A 21,852-nucleotide genomic window follows, 5' to 3' on the forward strand; every position below is an offset into this window, starting at 1 on the left:
CCTTTCAATGCGGCGGGGTTTAGCCCTGGACCCATGGACGGCAAAGCCGTCCGGCGGGGTGAACCGCCCGTGGTGTGGCTACCCGGCACGCCCGGCCCGCTTTCACGAACCGGAGGAGAACCGCCTTTCACGCAGCCCCGGGGATCTGACGCGCGTTTCGCCAAACCGTCCGGGCACCGGCTCCGCCTCGCCGGCAACGCAAACCGGTGTATCCTCGGCGGAACGAAGTCATGATGGCATGGAACAAAAGGGCGGGGATTTTGGGGGATGCGGTGGAGATCCCCTCACCAACAAAATCTAACACTTAGCTGAAGCTAAGATGTTGATTTTGTGTCCTCTCCCACAAAGGGAGAGGTAAAGATGCCGCGCCTTCGCGGCAAGAAATTATCCTCGTATGGGGAGGATATGCCGCCGGTTACCTCTCCCCTTGTGGGAGAGGAAGAAAAATCAGCATCTTAGCTTCAGCTAAGTGCTAGATTTTTCAGGTGAGGGGGTCGGTCCGGAAAGCGGACGAGGCTCTAGCTGCGGCCGAACAGCCGCTCGATATCGGACAGCTTCAGCTCGATATAGGTCGGCCGTCCATGGTTGCACTGGCCGGAGCCGGGCGTTGCCTCCATCTGGCGCAGCAGCGCGTTCATCTCTTCCGGCCGCAGCCGGCGGCCCGAACGCACCGATCCGTGGCAGGCCATGGTCGCGGCCAGATAGTCGAGACGGCTGGCAAGCCCGTTGGCCGTGTCCCATTCGGCCAACTCGTCGGCCAGCTGCCGCACCAGTCCGACGGCATCCATCTCGCCGAGCATGGACGGTGTTTCGCGGATGGCGATGGCGCCGGGGCCGAAGCGCTCGATGCCGAGCCCCAGCCTTGAGAATTCGGCCGAATGGCTGATCAGCCGGTCGCAATCGTCTTCCGGCAGGTCGACGATTTCGGGAATGAGCAGCGCCTGCGCCGGGATCGGCCGCGAATTCAGGCCCTTGCGCAGTTCCTCGAACACCAGCCGCTCATGGGCAGCGTGCTGGTCGACGATGACCAGGCCATCCTCCGTCTGGGCGACGATATAGTTCTCGTGCAGCTGGGCCCGGGCAGCGCCGAGCGGATGCGGCTTGTCCGGTTGCGGAGTGAAGGCCGCTTCCGGTTCGGCCATCGGGGCACGGGCCGATGGTGTGGCCATCTCGGCAAAGGCAGCCTGTGGCCGCTCGCCAAAACCGCCTGGTGCCGATGCGAAATCCATTGGGCGGTAGGGAGAGGCGGCCGCACTCCAGGTTCCGGCCGGCCGCTGCGGTTCCGGCCGGAAGGCCCGCATCAGCCCGCTGGCGCCGGTCGTCGAGGCCCGGTCGCCATCCTGTGACAGCGCCTGGCGGATGGCGCCGATGATCAGCCCGCGCACCATGCCCGGATCGCGGAAGCGGACATCCGACTTCGCCGGATGCACGTTGACGTCAACCACATCCGGATCGACCGTCAGCGACAGCACGGCAACCGGATAGCGCCCCTGCGGGATGGTTTCGGCATAGGCGGCGCGCAGCGCGGACCAGATCAGCTTGTCCTGCACCGGCCGGCCGTTGACAAAGGCATATTGCTGCAGCGAGTTGCCGCGGTTGAAGGTCGGCACGCCGGCAAAGCCGGTCAGCCGCGCCCCTTCGCGCTCGGCATCGATCTCGATCGCATTGTCGCGGAAATCGCGGCCGAGCACCTGGGCGATGCGGGCCAGCCGGTCGTCGCCGGTGGAGGGGAATTCCAGCGTCGTGCGGTCGGAGCCGGACAGCACGAAGCGCACGCCCGGAAAGGCGATCGCCATGCGCCGGACGACATCGGAGATCGCCGAGGCTTCGGCCCGCTCCGTCTTCATGAAGTTGAGCCGTGCCGGTGTGGCGAAGAAGAGGTCGCGCACTTCGACCACGGTGCCCTGGTTGACGGCCGCCGGCTTGACCGGTTGCAGCTTGCCGCCGAAAACGCCGATCTCGGCACCATGGCTTGCGCCGGCCGGGCGGCTGGTGATCGTCAGCCGCGCGACCGAGCCGATCGAGGGCAGGGCTTCGCCGCGAAACCCGAGCGTGCGGATGTCGAGCAGATTGTCGTCGAGCTTGGAGGTGCAGTGGCGGCGCACCGCCAGTTCGAGATCGTCCGGACCCATGCCGGAGCCGTTGTCGACGACCCTCAGCAGCGTCTTGCCGCCGCCCGCGGTGGCGATCTCGATGCGGGTCGCGCCGGCGTCCAGCGCATTCTCGATCAGTTCCTTGGCGGCGCTTGCCGGCCGCTCGATGACTTCGCCGGCGGCGATCTGGTTGATGAGGGTCTCGGAGAGCTGTTTGATGGGCATGGCCTATTGTCCGGGATTCGCAGTCGCATGAAAAGTGTCTCGGGCGATCTATCCCCCGCCGCGTCGCAAGTCGGCGTGCCCGACAAACTGGCTGGAGCTTAATCAGGCCTTAATACAAAGCTGCGACGTTCGCCAAGAACCTGAATGAACACGGGTTTTGTCATTTGGAGCCCGAGGCGCAGCTGTCCGCCCGGGCGTTGAACCCCAAATACGGCCCCATTGGCGCGTCCGTCAGCATGTCCCGGAAAAAACGAGCCGCAAGGTTATATGAGGGCTATGCGATGAATGATGTAGCGTCTTTCGGCGCGAACATCCAGAAAACCGTACTCGAAGCGACGTCTGACGCGCTCGGCTTGGCCATTCTTGTCTGCGACAAGAATGACGAGATCGTTTTCGCAAGCCGCCCCATTCTCCAGTTCTACCCTATCCCTGCGCAATTCCTGGAAGCCGGAACGCGGCTGAAGGATTTCCTCGGCGCGATCTTCGATTCCGGGGTCCGCAGCGGCACGGCGCCGGAAACGAGCCGCCGGAACGTCAATCGCGACGAATGGATTTCCGAACGTCTTTCCCATCACTGGCGCGAGCGCTTCGACGTCGTCGAGCGCATCGGCCGCCACCGCTGGATCAATGTGCGCAAACGGCGGCTGTCGAGCGGTCTCGGCATCGTCGCGATCAGCGACGTCTCGGAGCAGAAAAAGCGCGAAGAGCAGATGCAGCTCGACATGGAGCGGGTGGAGCTCACCGAAGGCATTCTCGACAGCCTGCCCAATCCGATCTGTGTCAAGGATCGAAGCCTCAATTATATCGCCGTCAACAAGGCTTTCTGCGCCCTCCACGGCATGACGGCGGACACCATTCTCGGGCGCTCCGTGTGGGACCTGCTGGAACCGGAGCTTGCTGAAAAATTCGAACGCTCCGATCGTGCGACGCTGGAAACAGGAGAGATCCACTACCAGCCGGAACAGATCGTTCAGGCCGACGGCGAGGACCTCTGGGTCGTCACCCGCAAGTTTCGTGTCGGCGATCCCGGCAAGTATCTGCTCGTCACCTGCATGAACGATGTGACCGATCTCGTCGTCGGCTATAGCGGACTGGACGATGCCAGCTCCTCCCGGTCTCCTCTGGAGATCAAAGACTACGGCCTGTTTGCTCCGGCGCAGAATTGCTACGACCCGTTCCGCTCGATCGATATGCAGCATCTGATCGAGGCCGGGGCGATCATCGATCCGGATACGCGGGGCAGGCAGCGCATCCTGCTGATCACCGATGCACCGGCGCTCGAGGTGAACCTGGTGCCGCAGCTGCGCCGGTGGGGTTTCGATGCCTGCGCGGTCAGAAACGCCGAGGAACTTTCGGCCTTCAAGGATGCCTGTGCAGTCCGTGCCGTCAGGATCGATACGCTTTTGATCGATGGCACGATGGCCGATGCGCTGACGCTTGTTTCCAGCTGGACGAGCTCTCCGTCTCTGGTCCTTGCCAAGGACTGGAAACCCGTCGAATTGCGCGCCAGCGTCCTTGCCCTGTGCGAGAACGGTATCGGCACGCTGCCATCGGTCGAGGCCGACGGCCCGGCGGATTGGGATATCATCGTGCCGGACGTCAGCCTGACCGGCAGGCCCATGCCGGAAGTCGAGGTGGTGGTTGCCGAAGACAACGAAATCAACCAGTTCGTTTTCGCCCAGATCCTCGAAGGCCTTGGCATATCCTATCGCATCGCCGCCGATGGCGAGGAAGCGGTCAAGCTCTGGCAGCGGTATCGGCCAAATCTCGTGCTGATGGATGTCTCGATGCCGGTGATGAACGGTTTCGACGCGACACGGGCCATCCGCGCCCTTGAAAAATCGGCCAGCTTCCAGACCCCGATCATCGCCGTTACGGCCCAGGCGCTCGATATCGATATCGAGCAAAGCAAATTGGCGGGCATGGACGACTATATCACCAAGCCGATCAGCCCGGACATGATCGAAGCCGTTTATCGCAAGTTCGTGATCACCAAGGCCGAACGCCTGGCAGGCTGACATTCTCAGTCCATCCCGACTGGCATCGATATCCGGGGAAAGGGATGGGAAGGGCCAGCCTCGGCCGATATTCGTGTCAACGCCCAGAATTGTCGACAGTATGCGGGAAGTGGGGGTGGGATGCTTTCGAAATCTTAACCCTCGTTGCCCATCGTCTCAACCTGACACTGCCTTGAAGCCAATCCCGGGAATGCGTTTATGAATTCTGCTGAAACACCGTCTCAGCACATCAACCGGAATGATCTGCATGCTATGGCCTATACCGATCCTCTGACCGGTCTTGGCAATTCATACAGGCTGCGCGACAAGGTGCGCGAAATTGCTGCCGATCGCGCCAGCGATCCCGCCCCCTTCACCATCGGCCTTGCCAATCTCGACGGATTCAAGCCGATCAACGATCTCTTCGGGCCGCATGCCGGCGATGAAATCCTGTGTCAGGTCGCCAGCCGGCTGCTGGCCTGCGTCCCGGATGGCGCAACCGTGATCCGCGCCGGTGGCGACGAGTTCGCCTTCGTGCTGCCGCTGGTGTTCGAGCGCAAGGCCGCCGAAAAGGTCGGCAATATGCTGAAGGAGGTGCTGTCCGCCCCCTTCGATCTGGGCGATCGCAACGTTCGCCTGTCGGCATCCTTCGGTTTCGCCGTCCATCCCTTTGCGGGCGAGGAATTCGAGGATCTGCTGAAAAGCGCCGATACCGCGCTTTACCGCTCCAAGCGCCGCGGCCGCGGCCAGATCACCGTCTATTCCCAGGAAATCGCCCAGGAGATGAAACGCGCGACGCAGCTGGAGCAAGCGTTGCGCAATGCCATCATAGCCGACGAGGTCGATGTGCATTTCCAGCCGATCGTCAGCTTGAAGAACGATATGGTGGTCGGTTTCGAGGCCTTGGCACGCTGGTGCGATCCGGATCTCGGCTATGTCTCTCCGGCCGTTTTCGTGCCGCTGGCCGAAGAGCGCGGCTTCATCGATTCCCTCTCGGAGACGCTGCTGCGCAAGGCCGCCGAGACGGCGCTGCTCTGGCCGAAGGAACTGTTTTTATCCTTCAACCTGTCATCGGCGCAGCTGATGGACCCGATGACGTCAACCAATGTCCTGTCGATCATCCAGCGCGCCGGCCTCGATCCGCGCCGGCTGGAGCTCGAGATTACCGAGACCGCCGTGATGACCGACGCGGATGTGGCGCAGAAGATCGTCACCGAGCTTCGGGCGGCCGGCGTGCGCATTTCTCTCGACGATTTCGGCACCGGCCAGTCGAGCCTCGGCCGTTTGCGGGATTTCTCCTTCGACAAGGTCAAGGTCGACCGTGCTTTCGTCTCGCGCATCTCCGCCGACCGCGCGTCCGAGCACATCGTCAAGGCCATCATCTCCATGTGCGAAGGACTGAACCTTGAAGTTGTTGCCGAAGGGATCGAGGATTTCTCGGAGGCGATGAAGCTGAAAAGTCTCGGCTGCGGCATGGGGCAGGGCTATTTCTACGGAAAGCCCGCCGATTCCGTCACGACGCTGCGCTATCTCGCCGAAAAATATCACGATACGGGGGCAGCAGCATCGGCTGCGGGCTGAGGCTCTCTCACTCCTCCCGCTCCCGGCGTCCTTCCTCGAGCAGCCAGTCGCGCACCCGGCGGGCCTGATGGTTCAGCTCGCGCGAACGCGGCCAGACGACGTAGAATGCCAGATCCGTTTTCAGCACATGATTGCCGACCGGAACGAGCGCGCCGGAGCGGACCTGCCGCTCGATCAGGTGGTTCCACCCGAGAGCGATGCCTTCGCCGGCAAGCACGGCCTGGATGACCAGAACATAATCATTCAGCGTCAGCCGCCGCGCCTGTGACGGATAGGAAACGCCGGCGCTGGCAAACCATTCCTGCCAGCTATAGGCCCGCCTGACCGGCTCTTCCAGATGGATCAGCGGATGCCGGAGCAGATCGGCCGGGCGCTGCGGCATGCCGTTGGCCTCGACGAAGGCGGGGGAGGCGACGGCGCTGATCACCTCCGGCGCCAGAAGCGCCGTATGATAGCGCGGCCAGTTGGCCGGATCGCCGCCGCCGCGAACGGCAAGCGGGATCGGCTCCTCTTCCAGATCCAGATCGCGCACGCTGGTCTGGATGCGCAGGTCGATCTCGGGCAGGTCCTCGCGCAGTTTTGTCAGCCGCGGCAGCATCCACATCGAGGCGAAGGCGGTGGACGCGGCCAGCGTCACATTGCTCTCGCGCCGCTTGGCGCGGATGTCTTCGGCCGATTTCTGGATGCGCGACAGCCCGAGCGACACGTCGGCATGGAATTTCTCGCCGGCTTCCGTCAGCTGCACGGCCCGGTGGACCCGGTGGAACAGCGGCACGCCGAGCTGGTCTTCGAGCCCGCGGATGGCATAGGAGACGGCGGCCTGCGTCATCGCCAGTTCATGGGCGGCGCGGGTAAAATTCTGATGGCGTCCGGCCGCCTCGAAGACGATCAGGCTGGAGGCCGAGGGCAGCAGGCGGCGCAGTGTTTCCATAAATTCAGCTTATATCATGTGTCGAATTTTTCCAGCGTTACAGGCCCCTTTTTCACCGGTAGCCTCGACTGGGAAAAGGGGAGAGATGGCATGGAAACGCTCGTGGCCGCTGAGGCAGAACCCGCAAGACGCGCGCGTCCGGCCCGCTCTGCGCGGCGCGACAATGCGGCGAAAATCCCGGGCGTTCCCTATATTGTCCGCAATATCCCGACCTACGATATCCTGGGCGAGGAAAACCTTCAGAAGATCGAGCGCGTCGCCGACCGGATCCTCTGCGAGGTCGGCATCGAGTTCCGCGACGATCCGGCCGCGATCGATCACTGGAAACGGGCCGGCGCCAAGGTCGACGGCGTGCTGGTCCGGTTCGAGCCGGGCATGCTGGAGGAGATCGTTGCGAGTGCGCCGGCGCAGTTCACCCAGCATGCGCGCAATCCCGCCCGCAATATCGAGATCGGCGGCAGCAACGTCGTCTTCTCGCCGGCCTATGGTTCCCCCTTCGTCATGGATCTCGACAAAGGGCGGCGTTACGGCACGCTGGAAGACTTTCGCAATTTCATCAAGCTCGCCCAGTCGAGCCCCTGGCTGCACCATTCCGGCGGCACGATCTGCGAGCCGGTCGATGTGCCGGTCAACAAGCGCCATCTCGACATGGTCTATAGCCATGTCAAATATTCCGACCGCGCCTTCATGGGCTCGATCACGGCGGAAGACCGGGTGGAAGATTCGATCGACATGGCCCGCCTCGTCTTCGGCCGCGATTTTGTCGATCGCAACTGCGTCATCCTTGGTAATGTCAACGTCAACTCGCCGCTCGTCTGGGATGGCACGATGACGAAATCGCTGCGCGCCTATGCCCGCGCCAACCAGGCCGCGGTCATCGTGCCCTTCATCCTCGGCGGTGCCATGGGCCCGGTCACCAATGCCGGCGCCATCGCCCAGTCCTATGCCGAAACGCTGGCCGGCTGCGCGCTGACGCAGCTGGAGCGCAAGGGCGCGCCGGTGATCTTCGGCAATTTTCTCTCCTCCATGTCGCTGCGCTCAGGCTCGCCCACCTTCGGCACGCCGGAACCCGCCATCGGCTCGATGGTGATCGGCCAGCTGGCAAGACGGCGCAAGCTGCCGCTGCGCTGCGCCGGCAATTTCTCCAATTCGAAGCTGCCGGATGCGCAGGCGATGCAGGAGGGCGTCATGTCGATGCTCTCGGCAGTGCATTGCGGCGCCAATTTCATCCTGCATTCGGCGGGTTTCCTCGATGGGCTGCTCGCCATGTCCTACGAGAAGTTCGTCATGGACACCGATTTCTGCGGCGCGCTGCATTCCTATCTCGCCGGTGTCGTGGTTGACGATAATACGCTGGCCATGGACGCCTTCCTGCAGGTCGGTCCGGGCAGCCATTTCCTTGGCTGCGACCATACGATGCGCAACTACCAGACGGCATTCTGGGACTCGACGTTGTCGGACAATGAGCCCTTCGAAAAGTGGAGCGAGGAGGGCGGATCGACCGACATGGCGGCGCGTGCCAACAAACGCTGGAAAAAGACGCTGGCCGAATACGAGGCGCCGCCCCTGGACGTGGCCATCGACGAGGCGTTGACGGACTATATGACAAGACGCAAGAACAGCATGGCCGACGCCTGGTATTAAGCCACGCGCCGCCGATCCGACCGCGGGAAAAACCGTCGAACTGGGCATTGCCGTCAAGGGCCGTTTCGAACCGGTCGACAGGCTCTGACTGCCGGGCAAGGCAATGTACCATCAGCCGGCAAACAGAACTGCGTCAATCGTCGCCAGCTTACTCAGGACGGTCGAAGCGGTAGTGAAGACGGACGCATCCTCTGTCTAGCGGTTGCGCGCTGATCAGCGTTGGGCTGCCGCGGTGGCCTGTTGCGGGAAACAGGGGACGGCCACCGCCCAGCAATTCCGGAATGACATAGATTTCGATTTCATCCAGAGCGCCTTTTTCCAAAAAGGTCATTTGCAGCTGCCCGCCTCCGAGCATCCAGATATCACCATCCTTCAGCGCCCGCAGCTCGGCGATGAGGGCATCGACATCGCTGCGCACCTCAAGCTGCCCTTTCGGGCGATCGATGGGGCGTGACGTAACAACCAGAACCCTTTGGTCTCCATAACTCCAGGGGGCCGGATCGTTGGCGATAAAATCGTAGGTGCGACGGCCCATGACGACCGTGCGGATACGCTTGATAAACAACGTGTAGTCATGCTCGCCCAGATCCATGTCGTTGTAGCGGAAGAGCCATTCCAGGCTGTCATCGTCAGTCGCAACGAAGCCATCGAGGCTTGAAGCGATATAGCCAAGAATTCTCGCCATTTCCGTCAATCTCCCATTGATTTATAAATGAACATAAGTTTATAAATTACCCATGGCAAGACACAAAAGCATATCCGACGAAGCTCTCCTTGACGCGGTTCTGGGCAGGATACTGTCCATCGGCCCATCCAACCTGACCTTCGCGCAGGCAGGCAAAGCGGCCGGGCTCTCGCCAGCGACGCTGGTGCAGCGCTATGGCGACAAGGACAGCCTCCTCGAGGCGGCCCTCCTCCACGCGTGGAGCCGTTTGGATCAGGAGACAGCGAAGGCCGATGCGGAGGAACCCCTGTCACCGGACGGAGCGATCCGTCTGCTTTTGCGGCTAGCCCCCGGCAAAACCGCCGAAAGCGATGAGACGGACGGGCTGCTCATCCTGCATGAGGATATTCGCAATCCGGTCTTGCGGGCACGCGGGGCAGCCTGGGGGGCCGCCCTTGCCATTGCCCTGGGGCGTCGATTAACGGCCGATACATCCAGGGCGACATTGCTCGGATGGCAGATGGCGGGTGTCTGGCTTGGCGCGCGCATCTGGTGGGCATTTACACGTCAGGAACCATTTGACATCGCAATACGCCGTTCGCTGGAGGAGTGGTGCAGCGTTGCAACCTCCATCAAATCGGCCAACGCCTAGATTTACATTGGCGCACTTGCATAGAAATGCTGCTGCAACATACCGAGTATGCGTCCAGCCTCTTTTTGCTTCGTCAGCATTTCCGACAGCAGAACGGCGGCACAGGAGGTGCCGCCGTTGCGTGTGATCAAACCGGAGTACCCGGTTAGTTGTTGGTGGCCGGTTCAGCCGGCTTTATGTCCGTTGCCGGCGCCGTGGAAGACGTGGTCGAGTTATCGACCGGGGCATTGGCATTCTGCTCGGCAACCTGCTGCGCCCTCGTCTTGAATTCGGGGGCTGTTTTCAGCGTGTCGGCCGTTTCCTGCGTGGTCAGCTTCAGATCGTTCGAATCCGGGACGTTGGAGACCGAGATCGTCTCCAGCGGAACGGCGACGTTCTTTTCGCCGATACCCAGGAAGCCGCCAACGCCGATGACAGCTGCTTCGACAGAGCCATCCTTGGTGAAGATCACGTCATTGATCTTGCCGATGCTTTCATCGGCAGCGTTGTAGACGGACTGGCCGATATAGCTGCTGGCCGCGATCTGGTCGTCGGCCTGCTCGGTCAGATAGCCGGAGCCGGCCGCCGGGGTGGCCTGAGCCGCTTCATCGAGCGGCTTTTTCATCTCGCCGGCCGGCTGTTCGCCGGTCATCGGCGTTTCCATGGTCTGTGGTTGAGCCGAAGGCTGGGTTGTGTCCTGTGCGAAACCGAGCGGCGCAAAAACGGTTACACCTGCAAACAGGGCGCCGGCGGCGACGGAAGCTACGAGTTTCTTGGCCATTTTAAACCTACCTTTTCGTTTTCTTCTTCGATCAGGGCACGGGGCTGAAAGTCTTTCCGCCGCACCGGTGATGCAGACACAACGTCGAAGGTGCCGAGTGGTTCCGTAAAAAATATGCAACGGGGGATGGAATGTTATTTTCACAGGCCCTCAATGCTGTCCCGTTCGACAGAAAAAGAAAAGAAAATATGGAGAAATTTTCCAATAAACGCGGCGCGTCTGGGGTCGGGGAGTGCTGCTTCCTTTGCGGGAGGGCGATCTCTGTCATCGTGACACAGCAACTCTCTTCATCGACACCGGATTGGTATTTTACGTGGGCAGACATGGTGGAGGCTGGAGGTGCCGTGCATGTCCGTGCAGACTTGAGACACGGCATCACATCGAGAAAATAAGCCGAAATATTTTCGCCCTTCTCGTCGTTTATGAGCCGGACATTCTGCGATTCGCTACTTTTTGGGCGGCAAAATGGATTGGAACAGGCAGTCGGCGGTAAAGCCGACTGCCGTTCTGGTTTCGGCCTAGCGATTATAGACTGCGGTAATCTGGGCTTTTTGGATCGTATTCGCGTGGATCATAAAACCAACCAGTGCGTTGCTTGGGGTTGCCGGCAATTCCAGGCGCTCTACCGCCAAGGCATGCACCGTGAAAATATAGCGATGCACCTCGCCCGGAGGGGGGCAAGCACCGCCGAAACCGGCTGATCCGTAGTCATTGGTGATTTCGACGGCCCCGGTCGGCATCGCGCCAGTGCCGCTTGCACCCAGTTCAACGGAGTTCACGGAAGCCGGGATGTTGACCGTATTCCAGTGCCACCAGCCCGAACCGGTCGGTGCGTCCGGATCATAGGCGGTGATTGCGAAGCTTTTTGTTCCTTCGGGCGCACCCGACCAGGACAGCTGCGGCGACTGGTTGCCGCCTTCGCATCCAAACCCCGCAAAGACATAAGAAGATGCAAGTTGTGCGCCTTCGGAAATCGATGTGCTGGACAACTGGAAGTCCTGAGCACTCGCAGCTGTGGTCATGGCACAGGCCAGCACCAGGCTGGCGAGTCGAGTTTTATAAAGCATGATTGAGCGTCCTTTATCGGGAGTGTTGATCATGCTCCAAAGATAATGGGTGTTCGTAAGTCACGCTTCCGGCAAACGATCAAAAACTATCGAAGAACGATCAATCGTTCGCTGAGCGGATCAGTTTTGGTGCTATTCCGAATCTTTTCCGAAAGGAATCTGAAAAATGAGACGGCGTTTTGAATCCGCTTTCCAAGGCGATTTGTGAAATGGGAGTACCGGTTGTCTGCAGCAGCGTGAGACCGTTCTCAAGACGAGTGTTGAGCAGGATTTTGGAAAAACCTTGCCCCGATTTCATAAGCCACCGGCGCAAGGTTGCTTCGCTCATGGCAAAGTATTCCGCCACCTCCGGGATACGCCACGGATGACTCAAATCGGTTTCAATCAAGCGTCGCAATTTGCTGAGAGGCTGTTCTTCATCCCGCGTTGGAAGACGTACTCCATTGTGCCGCAACCAAATTAATGGCTCAAGAAGCCGATGCTGCTTGATCGGCAGCGGCAGGCCCTCGTTGTTGACTGTGTCTTTGATGAGGCCGAGTATTTCTGACGGCCGCTGGGAATCGGTTCGCAAGATTTGAATACCCGGAGGGTCGCTGCGGGGCCGTTGGTCAATGAAAACCGCATCCACCAGGTCATGTGTGAAGCACACACCATCTGCACGGTAACGGTCATTCAAGATCGGGCGGTTTTCCATCGTCACCAGCGAACCGGGAGGAAAAATTATCAAGTCCCCCGGTTCTCCGATCAGTTCGCCATTGGTCGGGCAAAGAACTCTTTTCGAGCCGGTTTGAATGAAGCACAGAAATGTCAGTCTGAAATAGAGATCCGTGAATGTCGCTGTCGTCGCTTGGGTGATGGAAAAGATAGAAACCTTGGAAATTGGGTCAGGTATCGGCGCTGCGCCATTTTGCATTTGATGTCATCCCCCGGATTATACGATTCTAATCGTATAATCCGGGGGATGAGAGTTTTGAAGGATACAAAGCGGTTGCGGCAAAACTCCTGATGAAAGCGGGAGCCTTGTGACCGAATTTTGCGGCTCCGCACGCATGGGGATGAACCTGCAGGTGCCGTCATATCGGTGCCGGCTGCGCAATGCCTGCTTGCCGGGGCTACGGCACATCGCCTTGTTCGGGCCTTGTCCGGCAGTCAGAGCAAATAGGCCGGTTCGAAACGGCCCTTGACGGTGACACCCAGTTCGAAGGTTTTGCCCGCATGCGGATCGGCGGCGCGCTGCGGATCGCTCATGCCCTGGAAAGACGAGGTGACCAGCAGCCGGTCGGCCTTGGCGCCGATGAAGGCCGGGCAGGTGGTCTGCGTCGCCGGAACCGTATAACGCGCGATCTTCGTGCCATCGGGCCGGTAGACATCGACGGCACCGGAGCCGTAGCGCGCATTCCAGATCAGCCCGTCCGCATCGCAGACCGATCCGTCGATGCCGCCTGATGTCGTCGTCTCGTCGCTGATGGCCGTGGGTTCGCCGGCCGGCAGGCCGGTGGCCGGATCGAGAGCGACCCGCATCAGGTGATTGATGGCCGTATCGGTGAAATAGCCGGTGGAACCATCCGGTGAAAAGCAGATGCTGTTGGGGATCGACACTTCGGCATAAAGCCGTGTGACGGTGCCGCGCGCCACATGATAGATCGCGCCGGCGCCCTTGGCCTCGTCGCGGGCCATGGTGCTGACCCAGAGGCTGCCGGACGGATGCACGCGGCCATCATTGGAGCGGTTGGCCGGAATGTCTTCGAGCGTTGTCAGAAGGCTCAGCTTTCCCGACGCCGTTTCCCGGATGAACAGGCCCTTGTCGGAGGCGATCAGCTGCCGGTCCGGATCGATCACGGCGAGCACGCTGCCGAGGAACGGCAGCGGGTGAACCGTCTTGCGGCCTGATGCCAGATGCAGCTCGTGCAGCGCCTCGCCCTTGATGTTGAACCACCATGCGATGTCGGTCGCCGGATCGTAGGTGGCGCCTTCGCCGAGCATCAACGGTTCGTCGCACAGGATCTTGCCGGAAAAGGGAATGATATCCATGGTCATGCTGCCCCGTAAACCGCGTCATAGGCCTTGATCGTCACCTCAGCCCGCTTGCCGACTTCGGCGGCATCCATGCCGACCTTGTAGAGGCTGGAGCCCAGCCCGAAGCTCTTGATGCCGATCTTGGCATAATCGGCGAAATTGGCTTCCGAGACGCCACCGACCGCGGCGATTTCCAGTTCCGGCGGCAGGATGGCGCGGATCGCCGAAATGCCGGAAGGCCCGAGCGCGCTGGCGGGGAAGAATTTCAGTCCCGTCGCGCCGGCCTTGGCAGCCGCCAGCGCTTCCGTCGGCGTGAAGACGCCGGGCATGGTGACCATGCCTTTGGCCGCCGCCAGCGAGATCACGTCCGGTTCGACATTCGGGCTGACCATCAGCCTGCCGCCGACGCCGTCAAGCTGCTCGACCTGCTGCGTCGTCAAGACGGTACCGGCACCGATCAGGCAGCCGGCCGGCGCCATCTTCACGGCAATCTCGATCGAGCGGAACGGATCCGGCGAGTTCAGCGGAATTTCGATGGCCGTAAAACCGGCCTCGATCAGCGTGCCGACGATCCCTTGGGTTTCCTCGGGCTTCAACCCGCGCAGGATGGCGATCAGCGGATATTTCATCGGCGGGAAGGGGATGCGGGTCATACTAACTCTTTCTTCAGGCGGGCCAGATGGCGTTGGCAGCGGCGGCAAGGCCATGGCGAACGGCCTCATCGGCATCGATGGTCACGGGATTGAGGTCGAGAGCCGACAGGGCGGATTGGTACAGCGCGGCAAGAGAGCCGGAGGCGACAAGGCAGACGCTGCTTCCGGCCTTTGCGGTGCTGAGCGCTCCGGCGATTTCAAGACCGATGAGCGTGCCCGACAGCCGGGCTTTGGCGGCGGGAGCGGTCAGGCCATGCAGCAGCTGGCCGCTGCGCACCGTAAACACCAGATTGGTCGCAAGCGCGGGATTTTTCGCGGCTTTTGCGACAGCGCCCAGAAAGACGGGATCGTTGCCATCGAACGCACCCCCGTCGGCGACGGCATGGCTGAGGATCGAATGCTTTGAGATCACGTCGAACAGTTCGCCGGTCATGAAGGTCGAGAAACCATCGACGATACCGCCGGTGACGCGCACCCATTTGCTGTGCGTGCCCGGCATGCAGACCAGATGGCTGCCGCTGCCGAGCCGGGATATTGCGCCGAGCAGCTGGGTTTCCTCGCCACGCATGACATCCGGCATCTCTTCACTGCGCTGGGCAAGGCCGGGCAGGATGCGGATATCGCGGTTGGCGTCGGGTACGGTGACGGCCGCCTTGACGATGCCGCTCAAAGGGGCGGGCGTATCGAGATAACCGGCCTCGACCCAGCCCTGGCGGGCACCGGCCATGCCGCAGATAATTACCGGCAGATGCGGCGGTGCGGAAACGGCCTGGAGATGCGATTCAAGAATACCCGAGAAGCCGGTTTTCGCGGCCGTCGTCATGCCCTCGCCACTGCGGCGCTCGGCAAGCACTTCGCCGCTTTCGCTGACGATCCACAGGCGGAAACTCGAGGTTCCCCAATCTACCGCCGCATAGGATGCTGCCGTCATTAAAATACGCCTCCATCGATGATCATGGCCTGTGCCGTCATCCGCGCCGAACAATCGGAGGCGAGATAGAGGCATGGGCCCACCATGTCCTCCGCGACGAGCATGTGCTTCAGGCACTGTTTTTCCTGCATGCCGGCAATCGCGGTATCGTCGATCCACAGCTTCTTCTGCCGCTCGGTCACCACCATGCCCGGCAGCACGGCGTTGACGCGGATATCGTCCGGGCCAAGCTTGCCGGCGAGCGACTTGGTGAGGCCGATAATGCCGGCCTTGGCCGTGGCATAGGCCGGGATTTCGCCCATGTTGAGCATGAAGGCGATCGACGAGAAGTTGATGATCGAGCCGCCGCCGGCCTGCCGCATGTGCGCCACCGCAGCCTGGCTCGTGAAGAAGACGTGCCTGAGATTGACGGACTGGCTTTCGTCCCAGCTTGCCTCGGTCACGTCCTCCAGCGGCTGCCGGTCATCGCGCGCAGCGTTGTTGATGAGGACGCTCAGTGAACCGATCGCGCTGGCCGCCCGATCGACAACAGACCTTATCGTCTGCACGTCGCGCAGATCGGCCTGAATGAAGACCGGCGCATGTTCGACCGATGGTGCAAGCTGCTCCACCAGAGCCCGGCTGTCCGTTTCGGCGATATCGATGAAGGCGACGCGGGCGCCCTGTCGTGCAAAGCCCTCGACGAGCGCGGCACCGATGCCCGAACCACCGCCGGTGATCAGGACGCCACGTCCCTCGAGGTCGTGAAATTGCGCAGCTGGCAAGGCCATGATGTGTCGCTCTCCCGGATGCGCAGTCCCGAGAACGGGCTTGCATTCGCATCAATGTCGTTCCATTATGTGGAACTCGCTCTTATTATTTGGAATTATCGCGCCGCAGGCAGCGGCTTGTCAAGATCGAAGCAACAGCGATGAATGAGACGGATGGGCAAACCACGGACCGGGACGACGCAAGGACGGCCTCTCCCGCCACAGCGCAGAATAGCGGCACTGGCACGCTCGGCAAGGCCCTTTCCGTGCTGGAAACCGTCGTGACCTCCGACACGCCGCTCAGGTTCAGCGATATCCTTGTCCTGTCCGGCCAGCCGCGCGGCACGCTGCATCGCCAGCTGTCTCATCTGGTGGAGGAGGGGCTGTTGGTTCAGGGACGCGATCTCTGCTACGAGCCCGGCCTGCGCCTGTTGAAATTCGCCTACCGGTCGTGGTCGAAGAACCAGTTCCGCGCGGTCGCTGCGCCGCATTTGCGCAAGCTGCACGAAGAAACCGGCGAGACGGTTCATCTGGGTGTCCTGCGCGGCACCGAGATCATCTATGTCGACAAGGTGGAAAGCCGCCAGACGGTGCGGATGGAATCGCAGATCGGCAATGCCTCGCCGGTCTACTGCACCGGCCTTGGCAAAGCAGCGCTGTCCGTATTGCCGCCCGGCAGGCTCGCCGAAACCCTCGGCAAGCTGACATTCCACCGTTTTACCGCCAATACACATCTTTCCGCGGCCTCTTTGAAACGTGATCTGGACGAGGCGCGATTGCGGGGCTATGCCTTTGATCGTGAAGAACATGAAACGGAAATCCGCTGTGTAGCCGCTCCGATCCATGACGCCGGTTTCGATCTTGTCGCCGGTATCTCGGTCACAGGGCCGGCCTACCGGGTGACGATGGAACAACTGGAGATCTGGGCTAACCCGGTTCGTCAGGCAGCCATGGCCATCAGCGAAGACGTGGAAATCCGTCTGGGGCCGGGGCGTTAGACTTTGAAATGCCTTTACGGTTAATTAGTCAAATCGACTGGACGCGGCGAAATCGGGGCTGTAGCTTTAATATATCAGATTCTGTGCCTGCCGATGTCCGATTTTCTGCCTCCGAGATGGGCTTTGCCGGGCTCCACCGGTAACGGCAAGGCCTTCGGGCGGTAGCGGAACGGGATTCTCGCGAATGTCGAATCAATCGGCCGCGAGTCTGGAAGAAGTATAAAATGGTCGATTTCAGCGGATATCTGTCATCCATCGCGCTTCCCGCCGCCCAGCGGATTGCCGAGACACGGCGGATTGCCGAAACGATGACGCGGGAAGCGGATGTCCGGCAGGCGCTGGAACAAGTGATGCGCGCCTATGGTTTTCAGGGCTTCATGGTCATGGTCGTGCCGGGCAAGGCCTGCCGCAGCCTTTCGGAAGCGGTTGTCATGACCAACTGGCCGAAGGATTTCCTGGCCAGCTACGATGCCGCCAGCCTGATGGCCGGCAGCCCGGTGATCGAACGGCTGCGACGCAGCACAATTCCATTTACCTATGATACGACGCTCGATTCCCACATGCGTGCGGACGGCAAGGGCAATGCCGTGCTCCGGCTGTTCGAGCGGGGCAACCTGCGGCGCGGTGTCTACATTCCAACTCACGACGTGCACGGAACGTGCGGCGCGGTGGCTTTCGCGGGCAATCGCGAAGCGGTCAATCCGGGCGAGCTGAAGGAACTGACCTTTATGGCTGGATATCTGTTCAGCCGTCTGAGCGAACTGAAGGAAATGCGCAGCCGCGTACCGGGCGGACTGTCGCGCCGCGAGATAGAGTGCCTGCACTGGGCGGCGGCGGGGAAAACCACCACGGAAATGGCGAAAATCCTGGCGCTTTCCGAATATACCGTCAATCACTATCTCAGCCGCGCGACCCGCAAGCTCGATTCCGTCAATCGCGTGCAGACCGTGGCGAAGGCAATACGTGCCGGACTGATCAATTGAGAAACACTCATGAAGACAAGCAGGACACCGGCATGATGGATAGACGACACGACGGGCGAAGCTCGAGAGCGCTCGCCCGGAAACCCATGCGGCTATGCGGTGGAGTTTGTGAATGCGCGATAGTTTAATGGCAGAATCGATGGAAAAAGAGTCACCGCGCGGCGGAGATTTCGCTTCGGAAATCGCCGCGCTGGAAACGCAGTTCGACGCAATCCGCTATATGAAGAGAACGACGCTGGCATTCGGCTTCAAGACGTTCCTCATCTGCATGGTCCCGTCCTTTGATGCGGACAAACTGGCAAGCGCCTCGATCCTGTCCAATATGCCGGTGGATCTCGTCAACAAATATGACAGCATCTCCCTCCTCAAGCATTCGACCGGCATTCGCCGCTTGAGGGAAACCACGACACCCTTCCAGCTGACGCTCGAAGAATGGGAAAAGGAAACGGGGCGCCCGCCCCAGGCAAACGACTACATCGCCATGTTGCGCGACCACGGCATCTACCAGGCCAATTACTTCCCGGTTCATGACGCCGACGGCAGCCGCGCCACGGTCATCTGGATGGGAAAACGGTTCGATCTGCCGATGACGGCGATGATGGAACTGCAGATGATCGCCATCCATGTCTACAATCGGCTCACTGAAATCGGCTCGTTCTGGAAGGACACCAGCGTCACCCTGTCGGAACGCGAAATCCAATGCCTCAACTGGACGGCGGCGGGCAAGACGAGTTCGGAGATCGCCGGAATTCTCGGTCTGTCCGAGCATACGGTCAATCATTACCTCAACCATGTCAGCAAGAAGCTCGACGCGGTCAATCGCACCCAGGCGGTCGTCAAGGCGATGAAGAAGGGCTATATCAGCTAAGCGCTTGCAGCCGGTCTGCTCCGGCAGGCGGGACAGGCGAAAGCTGCGAATATTTTCAGTATTTTAGATGATCTTTAAGTTTTGCGGTGCACCTTTGCCGCCGGTGGAATGATTTCACTGGGAGGCTACCCCGTATAATTCCGTGATCGGCAGCGCCCGGTCCGGTTTTATGGTGTATTTTGAAGCCCGGACCATGCCGCCTTGTTTAAACAGGCGGCGCGTTGCTGCCGGGATCCTATCCTCCGCACCTTTTCCCAAAGATGATATCCGCGACGTTGCAACCGGGACGCTTTCGCCTGTTGCCGCCGCGCTTTCGAGGATCCGAGATGCTGTTCAAGACTGCGACTTCCCGAAATATCTTCTCCGTCGTTGCGACCGGGCTCTTCGCCACGGTGGTGACCGCCGGTACGCTGTTCTGGATATCCTACTCGGAAGTGAAGCGCCGCAGTGTCGACGAAATGAATGCCGCGGCCGCGCTGACCGCCGCCGACCTCAAGGCGCAGATGTCGCAGGGGCTGCAACTGGTCGAGGCCCTGCAGAGCACATTCCACGCGCTTGAAACATCCGGTGCCGCCAACCGCACATCCGGCGATGCCGTGATGAAGCGGCTGCTTGAAGACAATCCCTTCGCACTTGGCGTCTGGACCGGCTGGGAGCCGAACGCCTTCGACGGCAAGGATGCGGAATACGCCAACAAGCCCGGGCATGACGCGACCGGCCGCTATGTGCCCTATTGGGTGCGCTCCGATGGCAACATCATCGTGACGCCGCTCATGGACTACGACAAGCCGGGACCGGGCGACTATTACCAGCTGCCCTTCAAGGCGCAGAAGATGGTGGTGATCGAGCCCTACAAATATACCATCGACGGCAAGGACGTGATGATGACCACGCTGGTCGGCCCTGTCACCGTCGACGGCAAGCCGCTCGGCGTCATCGGTATCGACATTGCGCTGGACAGCCTGACATCGAAACTCGCCGGAATGAAGCCACTCGGCGACGGCAACGTTGCGCTGGTGTCCCAGGGCGGAAATCTCCTCGCCCATGTCAATCCTGCCAATCTCGGCAAGGCGTTCAAGGACAGCAGCGTCGATGCCGCCGCCTGGCAGCAGATGATCGACAATCCGGGCAAGCCCGTCGACACGGTCGGCGAGGACGGCACCGATTTCCTCTCCGTCGCCGTTCCCGTGCAGCTTCTGTCCGATACGGCCTGGTACGCGATCGTTTCCGTTCCGAAGGCGACCGTCTTTGCCTATCTGACGCACATGGCGTGGATTTCCATCATCATCATCGCCGCCGCATCCGTGCTTCTCGTTCTGCTCGGCGTGCTGATATCCAGCCGTTTCCGCCGCCGCATCGAAGCCATCGTCAATGCCACCGGTGAAATCGCCCGGGGCAATACCGGTATCGCCATCGCCGATGCGGACCGCAACGACGAGCTCGGCGGCATGGCCCGTTCGCTCGCCGTCCTGCGCGATGCTTCGATTGCCAAGCAGCGTCTGGAGACCGAGGCAGCCCAGAGCCGCACCCTTTCGGAAGAGGAGCGCCAGCGCCACGCCGCCGAAACGCAGGAAAACGAACGCCAGATGCGCTTTGCCGTTACTGAACTCGGCACCGGCCTGCAGCGGCTTGCCGATGGCGATGTGACCTTCCGCCTGGCAACGCCGTTCATCGGCTCGCTCGATGCGCTGCGCGAGGATTTCAACAGTTCCATGACCACCCTGCAGCAGACGCTGCAATCGGTGGGCAACAATGCGCTCGGTATCCAGGTCGGTTCCGCCGAAATCCGCGCCTCGGCCGACGATCTTGCCAAGCGCACCGAACAGCAGGCGGCCTCGGTCGAGCAGACTGCGGCGGCACTCGATGAGATCACTGCCTCGGTCAAGGATTCGACGGTGCGGGCCGAAGAGGCCGGTCAGCTCGTCGCCAGGGCGAAATCCGGTGCGCAGATGTCGAGCGCGGTTGTCCGCAACGCCATCGATGCCGTCGGCCAGATCGAAAGCTCGTCGCAGGAGATCAGCAGCATCATCGGCGTGATCGATGAAATTGCCTTCCAGACCAATCTCCTGGCGCTGAATGCCGGCGTCGAAGCCGCGCGTGCCGGCGATGCCGGCAAGGGTTTCGCCGTCGTTGCCCAGGAGGTTCGCGAACTCGCCCAGCGCTCGGCAAACGCGGCAAAGGAGATCAAGGCGCTGATTTCGAAATCCGGCAATCAGGTCAAGACCGGCGTCGAGCTGGTCGGCCAGGCCGGCAAGGCGCTGGAAGCGATCGTTCACGAGGTCGATGAGATCAACCTGCGGGTCTCCTCGATCGTCGAGGCCGCCCGTGAACAGTCGATCGGGCTCAACGACATCAACCGCGCCGTCAACGTGATGGACCAGGGCACGCAGCAGAATGCCGCCATGGTGGAGGAATCGACCGCCGCCAGTCACACGCTGGCCGCCGAGGCTTCGGCGCTGACGGCGCTGCTGTCGAATTTCAAGCTCGGAGAGACTGCGCAAGCGGCATCGCGCCGGGTCTTGCCCGATGCCGGTATCCAGCGTCCGCCTGCCGCTCCGGTGCGCAGTGCCCCGGTCTCGAAGCCGGGTATCGTCCGGCAGGCGTCGCTCACCACACCGGCGGTTCAATCGCCGGCCCGGGCTCTGGGTCAAAAACTGGCCGGCGCGTTCCAGGGACATGCTGGTGCCGCTGCACCGGCCAATGACGGTTGGGATGAATTTTGAGTAAAAACGGGACGCCGTTTGTCCGGCACCCTGTTTCAAAATCCGGCAACGCTGTGAGCCGTGCAACGCATCTGCACAATAAGTAAGCGGGTTGGTTGCTGCATCGCAATGCAACCGGGCGCGAATCGTCGGTTCCAGGGTGTTTTCCCGAACTGGCATGGTTCCTGCTTTATAAAAGGCAGGTCCAGAGGGGACTGCAATAAGAAAAACTGCGCCCATGAAGGTCGCGACAAACAAGGCCGCTTTCAGCCACAGGTGATCCCGGATGTACGGACACCCCAGGCTGGAGGCGGCCTTTGCTTTTTCTGGGCGGTTTT

The 21,852-nt window shown here is 61.1% G+C and carries 18 protein-coding genes; 8 read left to right on the forward strand and 10 right to left on the reverse strand.

Annotated elements, in window-relative coordinates:
* Positions 1-518: 518 nt before the first annotated feature.
* Entirely contained in the window at positions 519-2,318 is a 1,800-nt protein-coding gene (gene mutL / locus ADU59_RS23980) for a DNA mismatch repair endonuclease MutL (RefSeq protein WP_068957342.1), read from the reverse strand.
* Between the two features lie 281 nt (positions 2,319-2,599).
* Here mutL and ADU59_RS23985 point away from each other — a divergent pair, with 281 nt between their 5' ends.
* Positions 2,600-4,336 carry a response regulator gene (locus ADU59_RS23985; RefSeq protein ID WP_068957344.1) on the forward strand — a complete coding sequence of 579 codons (1,737 nt, stop codon included), beginning with the start codon at positions 2,600-2,602 and terminating at the stop codon, positions 4,334-4,336.
* 198 nt (positions 4,337-4,534) lie between these two features.
* Positions 4,535-5,896, forward strand: coding sequence for a putative bifunctional diguanylate cyclase/phosphodiesterase (locus ADU59_RS23990; RefSeq protein ID WP_068957346.1), 1,362 nt, complete (start codon positions 4,535-4,537; stop codon positions 5,894-5,896).
* 7 nt (positions 5,897-5,903) lie between these two features.
* On the opposite strand, the gene ADU59_RS23995 is transcribed toward ADU59_RS23990, so the two are convergent.
* Complete coding sequence (locus ADU59_RS23995; protein ID WP_068957347.1) at positions 5,904-6,827, reverse strand: LysR substrate-binding domain-containing protein; 924 nt, start codon at positions 6,825-6,827, stop codon at positions 5,904-5,906.
* A gap of 90 nt (positions 6,828-6,917) precedes the next feature.
* Here ADU59_RS23995 and ADU59_RS24000 point away from each other — a divergent pair, with 90 nt between their 5' ends.
* Positions 6,918-8,471: a trimethylamine methyltransferase family protein gene (locus ADU59_RS24000; RefSeq protein WP_068957349.1), complete on the forward strand. Its 1,554-nt coding sequence runs from the start codon at positions 6,918-6,920 to the stop codon at positions 8,469-8,471.
* 148 nt (positions 8,472-8,619) lie between these two features.
* On the opposite strand, the gene ADU59_RS24005 is transcribed toward ADU59_RS24000, so the two are convergent.
* Positions 8,620-9,156 carry a dihydrofolate reductase family protein gene (locus ADU59_RS24005; RefSeq protein WP_068957351.1) on the reverse strand — a complete coding sequence of 179 codons (537 nt, stop codon included), beginning with the start codon at positions 9,154-9,156 and terminating at the stop codon, positions 8,620-8,622.
* Positions 9,157-9,208: 52 nt separating this feature from the next.
* Here ADU59_RS24005 and ADU59_RS24010 point away from each other — a divergent pair, with 52 nt between their 5' ends.
* Positions 9,209-9,787, forward strand: coding sequence for a TetR/AcrR family transcriptional regulator (locus tag ADU59_RS24010; protein ID WP_068957353.1), 579 nt, complete (start codon positions 9,209-9,211; stop codon positions 9,785-9,787).
* 145 nt (positions 9,788-9,932) lie between these two features.
* Here the strand turns inward: ADU59_RS24010 and ADU59_RS24015 are convergent, their stop codons facing one another.
* From ADU59_RS24015 to ADU59_RS24045, 7 genes are all read right to left on the reverse strand, one after another.
* On the reverse strand, positions 9,933-10,547 hold the full coding sequence (locus ADU59_RS24015; protein ID WP_068957355.1) for a PRC-barrel domain-containing protein: 615 nt from the start codon (positions 10,545-10,547) through the stop codon (positions 9,933-9,935).
* A gap of 518 nt (positions 10,548-11,065) precedes the next feature.
* Positions 11,066-11,614 carry a YbhB/YbcL family Raf kinase inhibitor-like protein gene (locus ADU59_RS24020; protein ID WP_068957357.1) on the reverse strand — a complete coding sequence of 183 codons (549 nt, stop codon included), beginning with the start codon at positions 11,612-11,614 and terminating at the stop codon, positions 11,066-11,068.
* A gap of 100 nt (positions 11,615-11,714) precedes the next feature.
* Positions 11,715-12,527, reverse strand: coding sequence for a helix-turn-helix transcriptional regulator (locus tag ADU59_RS24025; RefSeq protein WP_068957361.1), 813 nt, complete (start codon positions 12,525-12,527; stop codon positions 11,715-11,717).
* Between the two features lie 236 nt (positions 12,528-12,763).
* Positions 12,764-13,645, reverse strand: coding sequence for an SMP-30/gluconolactonase/LRE family protein (locus ADU59_RS24030; RefSeq protein ID WP_425332053.1), 882 nt, complete (start codon positions 13,643-13,645; stop codon positions 12,764-12,766).
* A 2-nt stretch (positions 13,646-13,647) separates the two neighbouring features.
* Positions 13,648-14,283 (reverse strand): 2-dehydro-3-deoxy-6-phosphogalactonate aldolase, encoded by a 636-nt coding sequence (locus ADU59_RS24035; protein ID WP_068957365.1) that lies wholly within the window; start codon positions 14,281-14,283, stop codon positions 13,648-13,650.
* 13 nt (positions 14,284-14,296) lie between these two features.
* Positions 14,297-15,214, reverse strand: a complete 918-nt coding sequence (locus tag ADU59_RS24040; protein ID WP_068957367.1) for a 2-dehydro-3-deoxygalactonokinase — start codon at positions 15,212-15,214, stop codon at positions 14,297-14,299.
* Positions 15,214-15,984 (reverse strand): SDR family NAD(P)-dependent oxidoreductase, encoded by a 771-nt coding sequence (locus ADU59_RS24045; RefSeq protein ID WP_068957369.1) that lies wholly within the window; start codon positions 15,982-15,984, stop codon positions 15,214-15,216. Before ADU59_RS24045 ends, ADU59_RS24040 begins: the two co-directional genes overlap by 1 nt.
* A 140-nt stretch (positions 15,985-16,124) precedes the next feature.
* On the opposite strand from ADU59_RS24045, the gene ADU59_RS24050 reads away from it, so the two are divergent.
* The 4 genes from ADU59_RS24050 to ADU59_RS24065 all read left to right on the forward strand — a co-directional run bounded on the left by ADU59_RS24050 (position 16,125) and on the right by ADU59_RS24065 (position 21,535).
* Positions 16,125-16,961 carry an IclR family transcriptional regulator gene (locus tag ADU59_RS24050; RefSeq protein WP_068957645.1) on the forward strand — a complete coding sequence of 279 codons (837 nt, stop codon included), beginning with the start codon at positions 16,125-16,127 and terminating at the stop codon, positions 16,959-16,961.
* 224 nt (positions 16,962-17,185) lie between these two features.
* Entirely contained in the window at positions 17,186-17,944 is a 759-nt protein-coding gene (locus tag ADU59_RS24055) for a helix-turn-helix transcriptional regulator (protein ID WP_068957371.1), read from the forward strand.
* Between the two features lie 112 nt (positions 17,945-18,056).
* Positions 18,057-18,812, forward strand: a complete 756-nt coding sequence (locus ADU59_RS24060; protein WP_068957373.1) for a LuxR family transcriptional regulator — start codon at positions 18,057-18,059, stop codon at positions 18,810-18,812.
* A gap of 326 nt (positions 18,813-19,138) precedes the next feature.
* Entirely contained in the window at positions 19,139-21,535 is a 2,397-nt protein-coding gene (locus tag ADU59_RS24065; RefSeq protein WP_068957375.1) for a methyl-accepting chemotaxis protein, read from the forward strand.
* Positions 21,536-21,852: the final 317 nt, after the last annotated feature.

The organism is Pararhizobium polonicum, assembly GCF_001687365.1.
Classification (GTDB): Bacteria; Pseudomonadota; Alphaproteobacteria; order Rhizobiales; family Rhizobiaceae; genus Pararhizobium; species Pararhizobium polonicum.

Excerpts from the sequence above, each read along its gene's own strand:
- mutL (WP_068957342.1), bottom strand. The coding sequence starts at position 2,318 with ATGCCCATCAAACAGCTCTCCGAGACCCTCATCAACCAGATCGCCGCC.
- ADU59_RS23985 (WP_068957344.1), top strand. The coding sequence starts at position 2,600 with ATGAATGATGTAGCGTCTTTCGGCGCGAACATCCAGAAAACCGTACTC.
- ADU59_RS23990 (WP_068957346.1), top strand. The coding sequence starts at position 4,535 with ATGAATTCTGCTGAAACACCGTCTCAGCACATCAACCGGAATGATCTG.
- ADU59_RS23995 (WP_068957347.1), bottom strand. The coding sequence starts at position 6,827 with ATGGAAACACTGCGCCGCCTGCTGCCCTCGGCCTCCAGCCTGATCGTC.
- ADU59_RS24000 (WP_068957349.1), top strand. The coding sequence starts at position 6,918 with ATGGAAACGCTCGTGGCCGCTGAGGCAGAACCCGCAAGACGCGCGCGT.
- ADU59_RS24005 (WP_068957351.1), bottom strand. The coding sequence starts at position 9,156 with ATGGCGAGAATTCTTGGCTATATCGCTTCAAGCCTCGATGGCTTCGTT.
- ADU59_RS24010 (WP_068957353.1), top strand. The coding sequence starts at position 9,209 with ATGGCAAGACACAAAAGCATATCCGACGAAGCTCTCCTTGACGCGGTT.
- ADU59_RS24015 (WP_068957355.1), bottom strand. The coding sequence starts at position 10,547 with ATGGCCAAGAAACTCGTAGCTTCCGTCGCCGCCGGCGCCCTGTTTGCA.
- ADU59_RS24020 (WP_068957357.1), bottom strand. The coding sequence starts at position 11,614 with ATGCTTTATAAAACTCGACTCGCCAGCCTGGTGCTGGCCTGTGCCATG.
- ADU59_RS24025 (WP_068957361.1), bottom strand. The coding sequence starts at position 12,527 with ATGCAAAATGGCGCAGCGCCGATACCTGACCCAATTTCCAAGGTTTCT.
- ADU59_RS24030 (WP_425332053.1), bottom strand. The coding sequence starts at position 13,645 with ATGGATATCATTCCCTTTTCCGGCAAGATCCTGTGCGACGAACCGTTG.
- ADU59_RS24035 (WP_068957365.1), bottom strand. The coding sequence starts at position 14,283 with ATGACCCGCATCCCCTTCCCGCCGATGAAATATCCGCTGATCGCCATC.
- ADU59_RS24040 (WP_068957367.1), bottom strand. The coding sequence starts at position 15,214 with ATGACGGCAGCATCCTATGCGGCGGTAGATTGGGGAACCTCGAGTTTC.
- ADU59_RS24045 (WP_068957369.1), bottom strand. The coding sequence starts at position 15,984 with ATGGCCTTGCCAGCTGCGCAATTTCACGACCTCGAGGGACGTGGCGTC.
- ADU59_RS24050 (WP_068957645.1), top strand. The coding sequence starts at position 16,125 with ATGAATGAGACGGATGGGCAAACCACGGACCGGGACGACGCAAGGACG.
- ADU59_RS24055 (WP_068957371.1), top strand. The coding sequence starts at position 17,186 with ATGGTCGATTTCAGCGGATATCTGTCATCCATCGCGCTTCCCGCCGCC.
- ADU59_RS24060 (WP_068957373.1), top strand. The coding sequence starts at position 18,057 with ATGCGCGATAGTTTAATGGCAGAATCGATGGAAAAAGAGTCACCGCGC.
- ADU59_RS24065 (WP_068957375.1), top strand. The coding sequence starts at position 19,139 with ATGCTGTTCAAGACTGCGACTTCCCGAAATATCTTCTCCGTCGTTGCG.